We start from the raw sequence: 16,205 nt of genomic DNA, 5'->3' as shown, positions 1-16,205 counted from the left end.
ATCCGGAGCTAACGGGCGAGGTGGCTATGGTAGGGGCTCCACTGGACACCACCAGAGCCGACAGGGGAGGTGCGGCTGCGCCCGAGGATCGGGGTGGAGTGCTGCGGCGCTTCCTCGGGTCGGCGGGCAGGCCGAAATCCGTGACCGACACCGCTGCTGACCACCACGCCGGTCTCGCCGCAGGCGAGGCCCAGACCGCGACCTTCTCCACCGACGCGGACGGGCAGGCGTGGACTCCGCCCACGTGGGAGGAGATCGTCAGCACGCACAGCGCCCGGGTCTACCGGCTCGCCTACCGTCTGACGGGCAATCAGCACGACGCGGAGGACCTCACCCAGGAGGTCTTCGTCCGCGTCTTCCGCTCCCTGTCGACCTACTCGCCGGGCACCTTCGAGGGCTGGCTGCACCGCATCACCACCAACCTGTTCCTGGACATGGTCCGGCGCAAGCAGCGCATCCGCTTCGACGCCCTCGGCGAGGACGCGGCCGAGCGCCTGGCCAGCCGCGAGCCCACCCCGCAGCAGCTCTTCAACGACGCGCACTTCGACGCCGACGTCCAGCAGGCCCTGGACACCCTCGCGCCCGAGTTCCGCGCCGCCGTCGTCCTGTGCGACATCGAGGGCCTGTCGTACGAGGAGATCGCCGCGACCCTCGGCGTGAAGCTCGGCACGGTCCGCTCCCGCATCCACCGCGGCCGCTCCCAGCTCCGCAAGGCGCTCGCGCACCGGTCGCCGGAGGCGCGCGCGGCCGAGCGGCGCACCTTCCTGGCCCGTGTCCCCGCTCTGGGGGGAGGGGGCGCGACCGCGTGAGTGGATCCCGGCCCAAACCCGCGGGGGCACACCTCGCAGAGCAGCACCTGGGAGACCGGCTCTCCGCCCTGGTGGACGGAGAGCTCGGTCATGAGTCGCGTGAGCGGGTCCTCGCGCACCTGGCCACCTGTGCCCGGTGCAAGGCGGAGGCGGACGCCCAGCGCCGGCTGAAGAACGTGTTCGCGGAGGCGGCCCCGCCGTCCCCCTCGGCGAGCCTCCTGGCCCGCCTGCAGGGCCTGCCCGGAGGAGGTGACCTGGACGGCGACGGCATGTCGCCGCCAGGGGGACTCTTCGGCCGCGGCTCGGACGACGACGACACCACGGGGACGACGGGAGCATCCGGCGGCTCGGGCGTCTCGGGCGGCTCGGGCGTCTCCGGGGTCTTCGGGGTCTTCGGGGTGAGGCGCGGCGAGCGCTTCGCGTTCGGATACGTCCCCGCCCGTCCGCACGGCCCCGCGCACCCGGGCAGCCCCGTCTCCGCCGCCGAGGAGCGCGGCTTCCGCATCCATCCCGTCGGCCGCCCGGACGACGGCCGCTCCGCCTCGCGCGGTCTGCGGTTCGCGGCCGCCGCCGCGGGCGCGGTGTCGCTGGCCGCGGTCGCCCTCGGCGGCGTCACCACCGCCATCCCCGGCGACACCGCCGTGGACGCCCGCGGCGGCTCCGGCACCGGCAGCAATGTGATCCCGGCGCGCCCGGCGGGCACCGGCGCGGGTTCGGGGGCCGCCACGCCCGACAGCCAGCGCCGCCGCTCGCCGGCGCCGCTGTTCGCCCAGGGCGGTACCCAGCTCGGACCGCTGCCGGCCGTCCCGACCTCGATGGCGGCGCCGCTGGTGCCCGGCCTGCCGGCCCCCGGCACCGGCCAGGGCCAGGGCGGCGACGCCGTGAGCGGCCTGACCGCGCCGGTGACGGCCGGTGCGGCCGCGGTCTCCCCGCTGATACGTCCGCTCGACGACACCGTGGTCTATCCGCTCGCCGCCTGGTCGAGAGTTCCCGGAACGCCCGGCGCCGGCTTACTGCCCGCCCCGCTTCCCGCTCCCGTCCTCGATATCACCGCCGCTCCCACCCCGTCCCCCTCCACCCCCCGCCAGACGCCCTGACCGGCCCCTTCGCCACGGCCCGCGAACCTGGTTGAATCCGGTGAGGGCCGTTCCCGCGGCGATGACCCGGGGGCGCAGTCGACGTTCCGCGGCCGCCGCCGACGCGTGCGGCCGCGGCCAGCCGTGGGGAGAGCATGAACAAGGGCAACCGTGTCCCACCGGAGTCCGACCCGGAGGGAACGGCGGGGGCGACACCGGCCGACTCCGCCCCGGCGCAGGGAGCCGGGTCGGTGCGGGCCGGGTCCGGGACGGGCGAGGCGGACAACGCCGCCGCCTTGGCCGAGGGGGCCTTCGAGCTGACCGAGGACGGCGATTTCGAGCTGGCCAAGCCGGTGTCCGAGCCGACGGGCGCAGCCGAGCCGACAGGCGCCGCCGAGGTGACCGGAGCCGCTCCGGCCGACGGCTCGACCGGGCCCGGGGCAGGCGCGGCAGGTGCCTGGGCGGCGCCCACCGAGCGGCCCAAGCCGTTGCACGACCCGGACCCCTACGGCACCCCGCCGTACGGCCAGCCGGGCCCCTGGGCGCCCGCGCCGCCGGTGCAACACCCTGCGGTCACGGCGGCCCAGGGAACGACTCAGGGAGCCCCCGTGCCTGCTCCCAGCACTCCATCGATGGCACCCGGCGCTGCCGCGCCCGGGCCGCCCGCACCGCCAGCCGAGGCGCCCACACCCGCACCCCTGACGGGGCCGCACACCCCAGCACACGGCGTCCCCGCGCCAGAGACACACACCCCCGCAGCCGGCGTACCCCTACCCGCCGCCACCGCCCCCCTCGCAGTCCCCGGACCGCCCACCCCCACCGCTCCAGCCGCCGCCCCCTCGACCCCTGCGGCGCCCGGCGCTCCGACCTCCGCGGCGCCTGCCCCTGGCGTTTCATCTGCCGGTGTTCAGCCCTCCGGCACTCCCGCGCCTGCGGTGCCCGCGTCCGGCGTTCAGCCCCCCGGCACTCCCGCCCCCGCGCCAGCCACCCCCGACACTTCAGCCCCCGGCGCCCCAGCCCCCGGCGCCCCTGCTCCCGCGGGCGCCCCAGCCCCCGGTGCCCCCGCTCCCGAGGGCGCCCCGGGGCCATCCCCCTCCGAGGTGGAGGCGGGGCGGCGGTATGACCCGTGGGCTGTGGGGTCTCCCAAGGAGCAGGTGCTCGGGGCGGGGGCGTTGCAGCAGACCGGGGTCGGGGTGTTGACCCACGAGGAGCGCGGTCGGCGGGGGAAGCGGCTGTTCGTGGGGTGGAGCCTCCTGGTGGCCCTGGTGTCGGCGGTGGCCGGCGGGGTGGCCGGCGCCTGGGTCGAGCGGCAGGGGCTCGGGGACGACGTACGGCTGCCGCAGGCCGGGCACGTGCCTGCCGGGCGGGCGCCCGGCAGCGTGGCCGGGATAGCCGCCCGCGCACTGCCCAGCGTCGTCACCCTGCACGTCACCGGCACCGACCAGAGCGACACCGGCACCGGCTTCGTGCTCGACACCCAGGGGCACATCCTCACCAACAACCACGTCGTCGCGCCGGCCGGCTCAGGCGGCGCGATATCCGTGACGTTCAGCAGCGGCGACACCGTCAAGGCCGAGGTCGTCGGCCACGACAGCGGCTACGACCTCGCCGTCGTCCAGGTCCCCGGCATGCAGGGGCTCACCCCGCTGCCCCTCGGCAACTCCGACGACGTCCGGGTCGGCGACCCCGTCGTCGCCATCGGCGCCCCCTTCGACCTCGCCAACACCGTCACCTCCGGCATCATCAGCGCCAAGGAGCGGCCCGTCACGGCCGGGGGAGAGAAGGGCGACGGCAGTGACGTCAGCTATGTCGACGCGTTGCAGACCGATGCCCCGATCAACCCGGGCAACTCCGGCGGCCCGCTCCTCGACTCCCGGGCCCAGGTCATCGGCATCAACTCCGCCATCCGTTCCGCCGACGGCGGCTCCGACTCGGACAGCAGCCAGGCCGGGTCCATAGGCCTCGGCTTCGCCATCCCGGTGAACCAGGCCAAGCGGGTCGCCGAGGAACTGATCAGCGACGGCCACGCGACCCACCCCGTGATCGGCGTCACCCTCGACATGGCGTACACCGGCGACGGCGCCCGTATCGACAGCAGGAGCGCGAACGGCGGCCCCGCAGTGAGCAGAGGCGGCCCCGGTGACCAGGCCGGTCTCAAGGCGGGGGACGTCATCACGGAGGTCGACGGAGAGCGCGTGCACACGGCCGAGGAGCTGATCGTCAAGATCCGCGCGCACCGGCCCGGCGACCGGCTGCGGCTGACGGTCCGGCGCGACGGCACGGACCGGGACGTCCCGCTCCGACTGGGCGCGGCCGAGCAGAACTGACACAAGTCTCACCTCGGGACGGTACCGGTCGGACAGGAACGCCGGGTACCGTTGAGCGACCGAGGACATCGCAAGGAGCGTCAGGTGTTCAATGACATAGGGCCACTGGAGCTGGTGACCATCATCGTGCTCGCCGTGCTCGTCTTCGGTCCGGACAAGCTCCCGAAGGTCATCCAGGACGTGACGCGCACGATCCGGAAGATCCGCGAGTTCTCGGAGAGTGCCAAGCAGGACATCCGCAACGAACTGGGTCCGGAGTTCAAGGACTTCGAGTTCGAGGATCTCAACCCGAAGACGTTCATCCGCAAGCAGCTGGACAACGACGAGCTGGGCCTGAAGGAGATCCGCAACGGGTTCGACCCGCTGAAGAAGGAGATGGCCGAGATCACGGACGCGGTCAACGGGCGGGAGAGCGAGGTGTCCGCGTCGGCCGCGGCCTCCTCGGTGTCCGCGTCGGCCGCGGGTTCGGCCGCCTCGGGGCGTGTCGACATGGCCAAGAAGCCCGAGGAGCCCGCCAAGGACGAGCGGCCGCCCTTCGACGCGGACGCCACCTAGGCGCACCCCCCGCGCCGACACGCGCACCCTCCTCGCCGACACGCGCACCTCCGGCGCCGACCGCGCACGCTCGGCGCCGACACGCGCACGCGGGCGTACGCCGCGCACGTGACGCGTTTCATAGCACGCCCCCGTCGCATACGGCCTGAACAGGCCGTTCGCGCGACCCACGCATCCAGCGCCTGCCCTGCGGCTCTCACCGGTGTGGATATGCTGCCGAGTTGTTGTGCGGACCGGACGAGTACGCCCGAAGGGGGGCGGGCCACCGCTGGTCCGACGAGAGCGAGGAGGCGTCCGGGCAGATGGAGACGACGAGTCGGGTGGGCGCGCAGGCGCCGGTCGCGGAGGGCGCGCAGCAGCTGTCCTCCGCCCGGCGTACGGTCGACGGTTATCTGCAGGCACCTTTCCCCTGGTACGGCCTCGACGAGGCGTTCACCGGTCCACGCTGGCTGATGCAGGTCGGTACGGCGGCCGACGGCGCCGTCGAGCACGGGTCGATCGGACACGGCGACGAGCCCTCCGTGCGCGGCGAGGCCGGCTCCCCCGGTGAGCCGCGGGAGAAGTTCGCGGTGGTCGTCACCGTCGCCGCGCAGCCGTCCCGGCGCAGCGCCGACGGTACGGGGCTGCTGGAGGCCACGTCGGTGTCCTCGGCGGCGTGGCTCGCGGGGGTGGGGCTGCTGTCCTTCACCTGGCCGGGGCAGATGGACCACACCCTGCGGGACGACTGGCTGGAGCAGCAGACGGAGACCGCGTGGTCGCTGGCCGACGATCTCGAGGGGCCGGAGTGGAGCCGGCTGTCTCTGCCGGTGGACGGGGCCGCGGCCTCGTTCTACTACCGGGAGTCGGAGTTCGGATGGGTCCTGGCCGGGTCCACCGAAGCGGGGGTGCACCTGGGGGCGTACGGACGGGGGATGAGCGCGTACGGGCTCGGATTCTCCGTGATCAAGGACATCGCCGCGTACGCGTAGGGTGCGGGGCCCGGGTGCGCTGCCGCCCGGGCCCTCGGCCGCGCTCGTCAGTGCCTCAGGTTGTGCCAGACCGCCAGGACGGCACCGACCTGCACCAGGAGCCAGGCGATCTGCCCCGACAGGCCGCGCATCTGGTAGATCGACAGCAGCAGCGCCAGACGGCTGGGCCAGTACTGCCGCTCTTCCCGGAACGTCGCCATGTCCATCGAGGTGCTGGTGAGGGTCAGGACGGTGAGGAGGAGCACGGTGTACAGGATGAGCTGGCGGGGGTTGGTGTCGGTGATGCGGATGAACAGCGTGGCCAGTAGCACGGGGATGCAGTAGGCGGCCGTGAGGTAGCACGCCCGTGCCTGGCTGCGGCGTCCGGGCAGCAGACGCCACAGCGCCCCGAGGGTGAAGCCCGCGGCAGCCCACGCGACCTGATAGAGGATCAGGTCGGCGGCGGCCTCCGGAATGCCGGTGGGACCGTACAGGGTCTGGTCCACGGTGTAGAGATCGCGCGCCTGGTAGTAGACGAGGGCCACCGTGGCCAGGGTGCCGAAGCAGAAGGCCAGACGCGCCGCGCGTACCGCGTTCGACCACCAGTGTCCGTCGGGCCCCCAGGCCAGGGCGGCGTCCAGCACGGAGATCTGCTCCGGCGGGTTCCTCCTGCCGCACCCGGCGACCAGCCACCCGCGCAGCCGGCGCAGTTGGTCCTCCAACTCGGCGCAGGTGACCCCGCCGCCACGGCCCTGTTCCAGCAGGTACATCTGATGGTTGACGTTGCGGTACTCGTGCGCCTTCTCCATCAGTTCACGTCGGCGTCCCTCGGTGTCCAGCCGAAGCGCCCGGAAACGGCCTCCCAGCTCGCCCAGCACGGACCGTCGACGTCCCATGGCGAGAACAAGGTAGACGGAGAGGATGTCCAGCGGCAGCCAGATGCCGTACAACGCGCTGGCGCCTGCGAATCTGGCGGCCCTCAGCCCGACGAAGAAGGCGAACATCGAGATCGTCAGCAGAAGATCCGGTCTGCTCGGTCCCAGGGAGAAGCGCTCGGGCCGGTGACGGCGGTGCGCACGGCGCGACTGGTTGCGGAAGTGCAGCAGAGCCAGCAGCGCGATGCCTGTCAGCACCCAGCTGTAGGAGAAGGCCCATTTGAGGTCGGTGAAGGAGAAGTTCTCCAGCACCCTGTTCACGGTCGTGCCGTACGAAGCGGGGGGCCGGTCGACGAGCCAGGTGGCGCGCTTCCACTGTCGTTCGTTCACCCCCCAGGCGCATGCGAGCAGCGCCACGGCGACGGCCGCCAGCAGGCACCCGACCAGAGCCACGGACTTGCTGGGCGCCCTGTCCCACCGCGCGGTCCAGCGGGCGCGCAGCAGCCCTCCCTCGCGTGCGAAACGCCAGGCCCAGGCGGACATCGCGGCCAGCCACAACCACATGGTCGCCAGGCCCAGCATGACGAGTCCGGCGCGGCCGACGGTAGTTGCCCTCCGCGGCGCCAGGCTCTCCGGAAGCCCGAAGAGGTCGTGGGCCACGACCACCAGCAGGCCGACGGCGGCGACAGCGCCCGCGGTCGCGACGACGGCGCGCACCTGCCGGCGCCGGGCCACGCTCAGGCGGGCCGGCTCGTGGCGCGCGGTACGAGGTGCGGCGGGTGACATGCCGCGGCTCCAGGGGCGGGCGACGATGATCAGCGCCAGGCCCGCGGGGATGCAGAGAAGGGCGTGCCACCGGGGCGACTCCTGGTCCCGCGGGAAGAGCAGCAGCAGCGACAGGGCGACTGCCACGCTGAGCACGGCCCACTCCAGAAGCACCCGGGGGAGGCTCAGGTCGCGCCCGGCACCGGTGCGCACGACCTGCGCCCCCGGTCCCCCGGCCGCCGCCCCGCGCGGGGCGCGCCGCGCCGCCCCGCGCACGGCGGCCGGGTCGTAGCGTCTGGTCCGGAGCGCCGCCACGGCGAGCAGGATCGAGGCGCACACCCACCAGGAGACGACGCCCGCGGTGCTGATGCGCGACTCACTGAGGACCGCCGCCCACGTCCGTCGCCAGGACAGATCGACCTCGACGCGTACCGTTTCGGGGAGCTGATCGCGCCAACTCAGGGTGTTCTCGCTGGAGTACGACGCCCGTTCCGAGAGATCGTTGAAATTGAGGCCTCCGAGGTCGGCCTCGATGCTCTTCCAGGGGATCGTACGAAGCGTCGGCGGGTTGAGGAGGATCGTCCACTTGTCTTTGTTCGGGGCGATCTCCCAGGGCCCCACCAGGACGGGCTTTTCGGTGGTGATCCAGGTGAACGCGACGTAGTGCACCTTGACCCGGTCACCGGTCTCCATCACCGTGGGGTCTTTCTGGTGCCACTCGTTGCGCTCGCTGGAAGTCTCGTTGCCGCGCAGCAGGCATCGCATGGCCTGGCGGTACTTCGGCGAATTCTCACTGAACGTCAAATGCCTCGCCAGCCGCCACCGCTTCGGCACCTCCACACTCATGTCGGAAGTGAGCTGCGGGACATCGCGCTCGTGCTGTTCCAGCCGGAGTGTGGCCTTGACAATGCTGCCTTCGAGGCCGCCTGAAGAACAGTCAGTGCTTTCTTCACGCGTCTCCGTCGTGCCGCACCCACTCGCGCACGCCAGCAGCAGAATCAGCGACAGCAGCCGCCACCACCGCGTCATCACCATCGGGCTGACCCCTCTCCCTGTCCCCGGCGAATCTAGACAAGGCGTCATATATGTCATGCACAGACACACGAGGAGGCCCGGACACTACCCCTTTGGGTGTGACTCTGGCATTTGCAACCGGCAGATGATCGACGGACAATGGAAGTAGCTGACCGTCAGCCGATTGACGGAGGACCCATGACCGATACCAAGGTGGGGTTCCCCCGGAGTCCGCTTCCCCGATTCGAGGAGGCCGAAGGGCTGGGGCCCCAGGACACCGAATTCGTCAAGGATCTGGTGGCGGTACTGGCCAAGTACGGGAATCTGGACCGTTTCGGCCTGTGCCTGCTGCACGACCACTTCCCGCTCTCCGCGGACGAGGTTCTGGTGGAGACGAACGACCCCGAGGCTCGCACGCTGCACGCGCACGTGGAGAAGGCGGACGGGACACGGCACGCCAAGGCATCGCAGTGGCGGTTCGTGCCGCACGCCGACCATGAGCCGGGTCGGGAGGCCGGCACGGACTCCTGCCAGGAGATCATGCTGTGCACCACCCTCGACCTGTGCCCGGGACGGGAGCACGAACGAGGCGACCGCTGACGCGGACCACCTGGCCACGCGGCCACACGCCCACACCGAGGAGGGACCACGACGAGGGGGCGCCGTCCGTGCCGGACGGCGCCCCCTCGCTGCGGCGGCTCTAGAACTTGTTCTTCGGCGTGATCCCCAGCGACAGGCCCGACAGGCCCCGCTGGCGGCCGCCCAGCTTGCCGGCGATGGCACGCAGGGCGGAGCCCGCCGGGGAGTCCGGGTCGGTCAGGACCACCGGCTTGCCCTCGTCGCCGCCCTCGCGGAGGCGGACGTCGATCGGGATGTTGCCGAGGACCGGGACGGTCGTACCCGTGGTGCGGGTAAGGCCGTCGGCGACCAGCTGGCCGCCGCCCGTGCCGAAGACGTCGACCATCTCGCCGCAGTGCGGGCACGGCAGGCCGGACATGTTCTCGACCACGCCGACGATCTTCTGGTGGGTCTGGACCGCGATGGAGCCGGCGCGCTCGGCGACCTCGGCCGCCGCCTGCTGCGGGGTCGTGACGACCAGGATCTCGGCGTTCGGGATCAGCTGGGCCACGGAGATCGCGATGTCGCCGGTGCCGGGCGGCAGGTCCAGGAGCAGGACGTCCAGGTCGCCCCAGTAGACGTCCGCCAGGAACTGCTGCAGCGCCCGGTGCAGCATCGGGCCGCGCCAGACGACCGGGGCGTTGCCCGGGGTGAACATGCCGATGGAGATGACCTTCACGCCGTTCGCCGACGGCGGCATGATCATGTTCTCGACCTGGGTGGGACGGCCGTCCGCGCCCAGCATGCGCGGCACGCTGTGGCCGTAGATGTCGGCGTCGACGACGCCCACCTTCAGGCCGTCGGCGGCCATGGCGGCCGCCAGGTTCACCGTCACCGAGGACTTGCCGACGCCGCCCTTGCCGGAGGCGACCGCGTAGACGCGGGTGAGGTTGCCGGGCTTGGCGAACGGGACCTCGCGCTCGGCCTGGCCGCCGCGCAGGGCCGCCGCCAGCTCCTTGCGCTGCTCGTCGCTCATCACGTCGAGGGTGACGCCGACGCGGGTGACGCCCTCGACCCGGGAGACCGCCTCGGTGACCCGCTGGGTGATCGTCTCGCGCATGGGGCAGCCGGAGACCGTCAGGTACACGGTGACCGCGACCGCGCCGTCATCCCCGATCTCCACCGATTTGACCATCCCCAGTTCGGTGATGGGTCGGTTGATCTCGGGGTCGTTCACCGTCGCCAGTGCCTCGCGCACCGCGTCTTCCGTAGCCATGAGAACGATGGTACGGCGCTCCGAGGGGCGTCCGGGATGCCCCTCAGCGGTCGTCTGTGTCACGTCCCGGCGACCGATCTGACCGTTCCGCCGGGAATACGACATGCCCGGGGTGCCCGTCGTGCCGGCGGCGTTCGTCCAGCTCCTTGACGAGGTCCTGCAGCTCCGAGCGGATCCAGTCGCGGGTCGCCACCTCGCCCAGGCCCAGGCGCAGCGCGGCGATCTCCCGGGTCAGGTACTCGGTGTCGGCGATGGACCGCTCGTTCTGCTTGCGGTCCTGCTCCAGGTTGACCCGGTCGCGGTCGTCCTGCCTGTTCTGCGCGAGCAGGATCAGCGGGGCCGCGTAGGAGGCCTGCAGGGACAGCGCGAGGGTCAGGAAGATGAACGGGTACTCGTCGAAGCGCAGATGCCGGGGCGCGGCGATGTTCCACAGCACCCAGACGATGATGACGACCGTCATCCAGACGATGAAGCGTCCCGTGCCCAGGAAGCGGGCGATCCGCTCCGACAGCCGGCCGAAGGCCTCCGGGTCCCACTCGGGGATGATCCGGCGGCGCGGCGGGCGCGGCTGGTCCAGGCGGGGCGCGCGGGGCCGGGTGGCGGCCGTGGCGCCCACCGGGGTGCGCTCACGGGTCGCGGTGTCGCGCTCAGGAGCCATAGGTCCCCACCCCCTCGTTCTCGTCGTTCAGGTGGAACTCCGTCTCCCGCCAGTCCTCGGGCAGCATGTGGTCCAGTACGTCGTCCACGGTGACCGCCCCGAGCAGCGACCCGGACTCGTCCACCACGGGCGCGGCGACCATGTCGTACGTGGCGAAGAACCCGGCGATGACGCGCAGCGCCGCGTCCGGGTCGAGTGGCTGCAGGTCCGTGTCGACGATGGAGCTGACCAGGGAGTACGGCGGCTCGCGCAGCAGCCGCTGGAAGTGGACCGTGCCCAGGTACTTGCCGGTCGGGGTCTCGTCCGGCGGACGGCAGACGTAGACCTGGGCGGCGAGGGCCGGGGAGAGGTCGGGGTTGCGGACCCGGGCGAGCGCGTCGGCGACCGTGGCGTCCGGGCGCAGCACGATCGGCTCGGTGGTCATCAGACCGCCGGCCGTGTGCTCCTCGTACGACATCAGCCGGCGCATGTCGGCCGCGTCGCCCGGCTGCATCAGGCTCAGCAGCCGCTCCTTGTCCGCCTCGGGCAGCTCGCCGAGGAGGTCGGCCGCGTCGTCGGGGTCCATGGCCTCCAGGACGTCCGCCGCGCGCTCCTCCTTGAGCTTGCCGAGGATCTCGATCTGGTCGTCCTCCGGGAGCTCTTCCAGTACGTCGGCCAGCCGGTCGTCGTCGAGGGCGGCGGCGACCTCGGCGCGCCGCTTGGGGGAGAGGTGGTGCAGGACGTTGGCGAGATCGGCGGGGCGCAGCTGCTCGAAGGTGGCGAGCAGGCTCTCGGCGCCCTGTCCGTGCTCCTCCAGGGAGAAGCCGGTGACGGCCGACCACTCGACGGTCAGCGTCTCGCCCTTGGCCCGCCGGAAGGCGCTCGCCTTCCGGCCCTTGCGGACGAAGACGCGGTCGACCTCCCAGTCGCGGCGGGCCGGCAGCTGCTGCACGGACAGGTCGAGGACGGTGACCTCCTCGCGGGTCTCCACCAGCGTCACGCGCCGGTCCAGCAGCTCGCCGAAGACCAGCCGCTCGGTGGGCCGCTGCTCGAAGCGCCGGACGTTCATCACGCCGGTGATGATGACCTGCCCGGACTCGACGCCGGTGACCCGGGTCATGGGCAGGAAGATGCGGCGCCGGGTGGTCAGTTCGACGACCAGCCCGAGCAGGCGCGGGGGTTTGCGTCCCACGCGCAGCATCACGACGAGGTCCCGCACGCGGCCCACCTGGTCGCCGTTCGGGTCGAAGACGGGGACCCCGGCGAGGTGCGAGACGAAGATCCGGGGGGCGCCGGCTGCCATGGCTGTGGTTCCTTTGGGTGGGGTTCGTGTGAGTTGCTCGGAAATGCCCGCACGGTTGCGCTTCAGGCTAGCCCCTCCTGATCGGATACGCCCCGGTGGGCCGCCCGGACGGACTGGCTCCGCCGGGCGGCCGGGGCACCGGTACGCTGCGGTACGCCGCTCAGGAACCGTCAGAAAGGCAGCTCCACCTGTGACTGCGATTCCCCACGGCCGAACCGGCCGGGCCGCGCGGCTCACCGCGCTGTGCGCACTGGCCGTGACCGGGGCGGTGGTGCTGACGGGGTGTGGCGGCGGGGATCCGGACGCGGGGACCAACGGCGTGGGCAAGCTGCCCCCCGACCGGATCCAGGCGAAGACGCGGGCGGCGGCGTCGGCGGCGTCCGCGGTGCGGCTGTCCGGCACGGTCGTCACCAGCGGCCGTACGTACACGCTGGACATGCGGCTCAAGGCCGACGGCGGCACGGGGTCGGTGACGTCGAAGGGGGCGACCTTCAAACTGCTGCGGGTCGGCAGGCAGCTGTATCTGAAGGCCGACGCGGACTTCTGGAACCAGGCCGATGGCAAGGGCGGCGACGGCGCGGCCGCCTCGCTGAACGGCAAGTACGTCAAGGTGCCGCAGGGCGACCCCGCGTACCGGAAGTTCAGTGGGTTCACGGACAAGGACGTCCTCCTCGGCGGACTGCTCACGCTGCACGGCACACTGGCGACGGACGGCCACCACGACGACGCGGGTACCCGCACCATCCGCATCACCGGCGACAAGGGCTCCGGCGGCAGCCTCGACGTCTCCCTGGAGGGCACGCCGTACCCCCTCCGCCTGGTCCGCGGCGGCGGGGCGGGGACCCTCAGCTTCTCGGACTGGGGTAAGGACTTCACCGTTACCGAGCCCGCGAAGGGTGAGACCGTGGACTACGGCAAGCAGCTGCCGACGTCCTAGTCGTTCGGACAGGGGGTGCCGGTCGGGTGGGCCGGGGAGGGTTCGGCACCGCCGGTCCGGCCCGTGCGGCCCGAGCGCCGTTGCGGCCGACAGAAGTGGCCGGCATCGCTCGCCACCGGCACGTCGTCTCCGCCGCGCCCTGGCACCGGCACTCCTCTCTCCGTCGCGCCGCCGGTCAGGCCCGTGCGGCCCGAGCGCCGTTGCGGCCGACAGAAGTGGCCGGCATAGCTCGCCACCGGCACGTCGTCTGCGCCGCGCCCGGTTGGCACCGGCACTCTCTCTCCGCCGCGATGGCGCTCAGCCACGACGGCGGTGACCGGCGGTGCCGCACCCTCCTCGGCCCTCGGCGTCAGCGACCCTTCCGCCGCTTCGCCAGCAGCTTCGGCAAGCCCGCCGGAATCGGCATCCGCGTGGTCGCCGGAGTCGTGACCGGCCGCTCGGCCAGGCTGCCGGACGGCAACGGCAGCACGGACCCGGCCGGAGCCAGGCGCAGCACCCGGCACTCACGTGCCCAGCGGCCCGGCATCTCCTCGCCGTCGGGAGCGTTCAGGCGCTTGCCCTTCAGCTCGGCGACGGCCGCCTCCCACTCCTCGGAGCCGGGGGACAGCTCGGACACGGTCACCGGGAACGTCACCAGCCGGCCGCCCTTGTCCTTGCTGCGCACGGTGACCTCGGCGGTGCCCCCGTCGGCCAGCCCCTCGAGCGGCTGCTCACCGGGCCCGTCGCCGACCAGGCACAGCGCGCCCTCGTGCCACACGTGCCACAGCGCACGCGCGGCCGAGGCACCGGCGCCCCTGACCCAGATGAGACCGGACTTCTTCGAGGCCTCCTCGATGAGGGCCCGGTCGAGCAGCTCGCTTGTCATGCGCCCAGCCTAACCAGCGCCCGCTCACAGCCAGCCGTTGCGCTTGAGCACCCGGTGGATGCCCACGCACATGGCGATGGTGACGCCCAGGACCAGCGGGTAGCCGTACTTCCAGTGCAGCTCCGGCATGTGGTCGAAGTTCATGCCGTACACACCGGTCACCATCGTCGGCACGGCGATGATCGCGGCCCAGGCGGTGATCTTGCGCATGTCCTCGTTCTGCGCGACGGACGCCTGCGCCAGGTTGGCCTGGAGGATGGAGTTGAGGAGTTCGTCGAAGCCCAGCACCTGCTCCTGCACCCGGGCGAGGTGGTCGGCGACGTCCCGGAAGTACTTCTGGATGTCCGGGTCGACCAGCCGCATCGGCCGCTCGCTCAGCAGCTGCATCGGCCGCAGCAGCGGAGCCACCGCCCGCTTGAACTCCAGCACCTCACGCTTGAGTTGGTAGATCCGCGCCGAGTCCACACCACGGGAGACCCCGCCCTTGCGGCCCGGCGAGAAGACCTCGGTCTCCACCTCGTCGATGTCGTCCTGCACCGCGTCGGCGACCGCGATGTAGCCGTCCACGACATGGTCGGCGATCGCGTGCAGCACCGCCGAGGGGCCCTTGGCCAGCAGCTCCGGGTCGTCCTGGAGGCGGTGCCTGAGGGCCCGCAGCGAGCCCTGACCGCCGTGCCGGACGGTGATGAAGAAGTCCCGGCCGGTGAAGCACATGACCTCGCCGGTCTCCACGACCTCGCTGTTGGCGGTGAGCCGGTCGTGCTCGACGTAGTGGATGGTCTTGAACACGGTGAAGAGCGAGTCGTCGTACCGCTCCAGCTTGGGCCGCTGGTGGGCCTGCACCGCGTCCTCGACGGCCAGCGGGTGCAGCCCGAACTCGCTCGCGATACCGGCGAATTCGGCCTCGGTCGGCTCGTGCAGGCCGATCCACACGAAGCCGCCGTCGCGCCGCACCTGCCGCATCGCCTCCTGCGGGGTGAGCGGCTTCGCGCTCGCGACCCGCGCGCCGTCGCGGTAGACGGCGCAGTCGACGACGGCCGACGGGGTGGCCGGGTCACGGGTGGTGTCGTACGACGTGCTCGACGCGCTCGTGGCCTTGCGCAGCGAGACGCGGGACGGACGGACCACGGCGCGCAGGTCGCGGATCATCGACATGGGCAGGCTCCTTCGCGACAGGCAACGAAAGACCGCCGGCGACGGGTGGAACTACCCGGAATGAGGACGTTTTCACTGCGGATGTTTGGCACGTCCACAAAGCGGGGAGCACCGCACCGTCGCGGTGGCGACTTCGCTACTGATGCAGAACTGATTCGATCAGGCAGATCGGGTGATCAGACGATCAGGGCAAAGCGAAACGAAGTGCTCTTCCGAAGGGCAACGCGCACGGGAAGGCGTGGAACAGCCGGAAACCAGCCAGTGACTACATCAACGGGCGGAAGAGCGAGTGGTACTGCACGGTCGACTTCGATCCATGACAGCCCCACCTCCTCCGGCCGGTCCCTCGTAAGGGAGTCTCCTCGGCGTCGGGACCCGATCGCGACGCTGCTGCGTGCTGTCCCGAACCACCGGCTCAGCGTAGCAGCCGCCCGAAGTGTCAAGTCGCCGCTTTGCCCGCTACTGACGAGTTCTATGCTCGCCGCATGGTTGATGTTCTTCCTCTGGTCGAGGCACGGTTGACGACCGCCCTGGGCGAGCCGGACGCGCGCGCCGCCGTCACCTTCCTCGGCACGGACCGCATCGAGGTGCTCCGGTTCCAGGAGGGGGACGTCCTGCGGTACGCCACCCTCGGCATGTCCGCACACCCGATGACCGACCCCACCGCGATGGTCGCCGACCCGGTCAAGGGCCCCCGCGCCGAGCTGGTCCTCTCCGTCCGCGCGGGCCTCGCCGACACCGACAAGGTGCTCCGCCCGCTCGCCGTACTGGCCGCGTCCCCGCAGGTGGAGGGCCTGATCGTGACCCCGGGCGCCTCCCTGGACGTGGGCGACCCGCTGTGGCCCGGCGCTCCCTTCACCTCGGTGCTGGTGGGCGAGCCCGGCGGGCTGGTCGAGGACCTGGAGCTGGACGACCCGATGGAGCCCGTGCGGTTCCTGCCGCTGCTGCCGATGACCCCGAACGAGGCCGCCTGGAAGCGGGTGCGCGGCGCCCAGGCCCTCCAGGAGCGCTGGCTCGCGAACGGGACGGACCTGAGGGACCCCGCCCGCAGGTCCGTCCCGCTCGACTGACCGGCGCGTGACCGATCTCACCAATGCGGGCCCGGA

14 protein-coding genes are annotated in these 16,205 nt (G+C 72.0%); 8 read left to right on the top strand and 6 right to left on the bottom strand.

All coding sequences use genetic code 11. From position 1 onward, the window contains the following. The first annotated feature begins 98 nt into the window (after positions 1–98). The 5 genes from sigE (at position 99) to ABB07_RS13610 (ending at position 5,735) form a co-directional block, all read left to right on the top strand. On the top strand, positions 99–809 hold the full coding sequence (gene sigE, locus ABB07_RS13630) for an RNA polymerase sigma factor SigE (RefSeq protein ID WP_208898962.1): 711 nt from the start codon (positions 99–101) through the stop codon (positions 807–809). Further along, positions 806–1,906, top strand: a complete 1,101-nt coding sequence (locus ABB07_RS13625; protein WP_208898961.1) for a zf-HC2 domain-containing protein — start codon at positions 806–808, stop codon at positions 1,904–1,906. Before sigE ends, ABB07_RS13625 begins: the two co-directional genes overlap by 4 nt. Positions 1,907–2,517: 611 nt before the next feature. After that, positions 2,518–4,212 (top strand): S1C family serine protease, encoded by a 1,695-nt coding sequence (locus ABB07_RS13620; protein ID WP_279617425.1) that lies wholly within the window; start codon positions 2,518–2,520, stop codon positions 4,210–4,212. An 84-nt stretch (positions 4,213–4,296) separates the two neighbouring features. Continuing rightward, complete coding sequence (locus ABB07_RS13615; protein WP_208898959.1) at positions 4,297–4,767, top strand: sec-independent translocase; 471 nt, start codon at positions 4,297–4,299, stop codon at positions 4,765–4,767. A gap of 302 nt (positions 4,768–5,069) precedes the next feature. Then, positions 5,070–5,735, top strand: coding sequence for a hypothetical protein (locus ABB07_RS13610; protein WP_208898958.1), 666 nt, complete (start codon positions 5,070–5,072; stop codon positions 5,733–5,735). A 47-nt stretch (positions 5,736–5,782) separates the two neighbouring features. Here ABB07_RS13610 and ABB07_RS13605 read toward each other — a convergent pair whose 3' ends face one another. Continuing rightward, positions 5,783–8,383 carry a DUF6185 family protein gene (locus ABB07_RS13605; RefSeq protein WP_244189759.1) on the bottom strand — a complete coding sequence of 867 codons (2,601 nt, stop codon included), beginning with the start codon at positions 8,381–8,383 and terminating at the stop codon, positions 5,783–5,785. Positions 8,384–8,566: 183 nt separating this feature from the next. On the opposite strand from ABB07_RS13605, the gene ABB07_RS13600 reads away from it, so the two are divergent. Further along, positions 8,567–8,968 (top strand): hypothetical protein, encoded by a 402-nt coding sequence (locus ABB07_RS13600; RefSeq protein WP_208898956.1) that lies wholly within the window; start codon positions 8,567–8,569, stop codon positions 8,966–8,968. 100 nt (positions 8,969–9,068) lie between these two features. Here the strand turns inward: ABB07_RS13600 and ABB07_RS13595 are convergent, their stop codons facing one another. The 3 genes from ABB07_RS13595 to ABB07_RS13585 are packed head-to-tail and all read right to left on the bottom strand — an operon-like array spanning position 9,069 to position 12,142. After that, positions 9,069–10,202 carry an Mrp/NBP35 family ATP-binding protein gene (locus ABB07_RS13595; RefSeq protein WP_208898955.1) on the bottom strand — a complete coding sequence of 378 codons (1,134 nt, stop codon included), beginning with the start codon at positions 10,200–10,202 and terminating at the stop codon, positions 9,069–9,071. A gap of 43 nt (positions 10,203–10,245) precedes the next feature. After that, positions 10,246–10,860: a DUF1003 domain-containing protein gene (locus ABB07_RS13590; RefSeq protein ID WP_208898954.1), complete on the bottom strand. Its 615-nt coding sequence runs from the start codon at positions 10,858–10,860 to the stop codon at positions 10,246–10,248. Further along, positions 10,850–12,142 (bottom strand): magnesium transporter MgtE N-terminal domain-containing protein, encoded by a 1,293-nt coding sequence (locus tag ABB07_RS13585; protein WP_208898953.1) that lies wholly within the window; start codon positions 12,140–12,142, stop codon positions 10,850–10,852. Before ABB07_RS13585 ends, ABB07_RS13590 begins: the two co-directional genes overlap by 11 nt. A 190-nt stretch (positions 12,143–12,332) precedes the next feature. Here ABB07_RS13585 and ABB07_RS13580 point away from each other — a divergent pair, with 190 nt between their 5' ends. Continuing rightward, positions 12,333–13,079, top strand: coding sequence for a hypothetical protein (locus tag ABB07_RS13580; protein WP_208898952.1), 747 nt, complete (start codon positions 12,333–12,335; stop codon positions 13,077–13,079). A gap of 349 nt (positions 13,080–13,428) precedes the next feature. Here the strand turns inward: ABB07_RS13580 and ABB07_RS13575 are convergent, their stop codons facing one another. After that, positions 13,429–13,944 carry a hypothetical protein gene (locus tag ABB07_RS13575; RefSeq protein ID WP_208898951.1) on the bottom strand — a complete coding sequence of 172 codons (516 nt, stop codon included), beginning with the start codon at positions 13,942–13,944 and terminating at the stop codon, positions 13,429–13,431. Positions 13,945–13,968: 24 nt separating this feature from the next. Then, a complete protein-coding gene (locus tag ABB07_RS13570) occupies positions 13,969–15,099 on the bottom strand; it encodes a magnesium and cobalt transport protein CorA (protein ID WP_208898950.1) in 1,131 nt (376 codons plus the stop codon). 485 nt (positions 15,100–15,584) lie between these two features. Between ABB07_RS13570 and ABB07_RS13565 the strand changes: the two genes are divergently transcribed. Further along, on the top strand, positions 15,585–16,169 hold the full coding sequence (locus tag ABB07_RS13565; protein ID WP_208898949.1) for a suppressor of fused domain protein: 585 nt from the start codon (positions 15,585–15,587) through the stop codon (positions 16,167–16,169). The last annotated feature ends 36 nt before the right edge of the window (positions 16,170–16,205 follow it).

It is taken from the genome of Streptomyces incarnatus (genome assembly GCF_001027185.1).
GTDB lineage: Bacteria > Actinomycetota > Actinomycetes > Streptomycetales > Streptomycetaceae > Streptomyces > Streptomyces puniciscabiei.
This window is presented reverse-complemented; position numbering and strand designations above follow the sequence as displayed.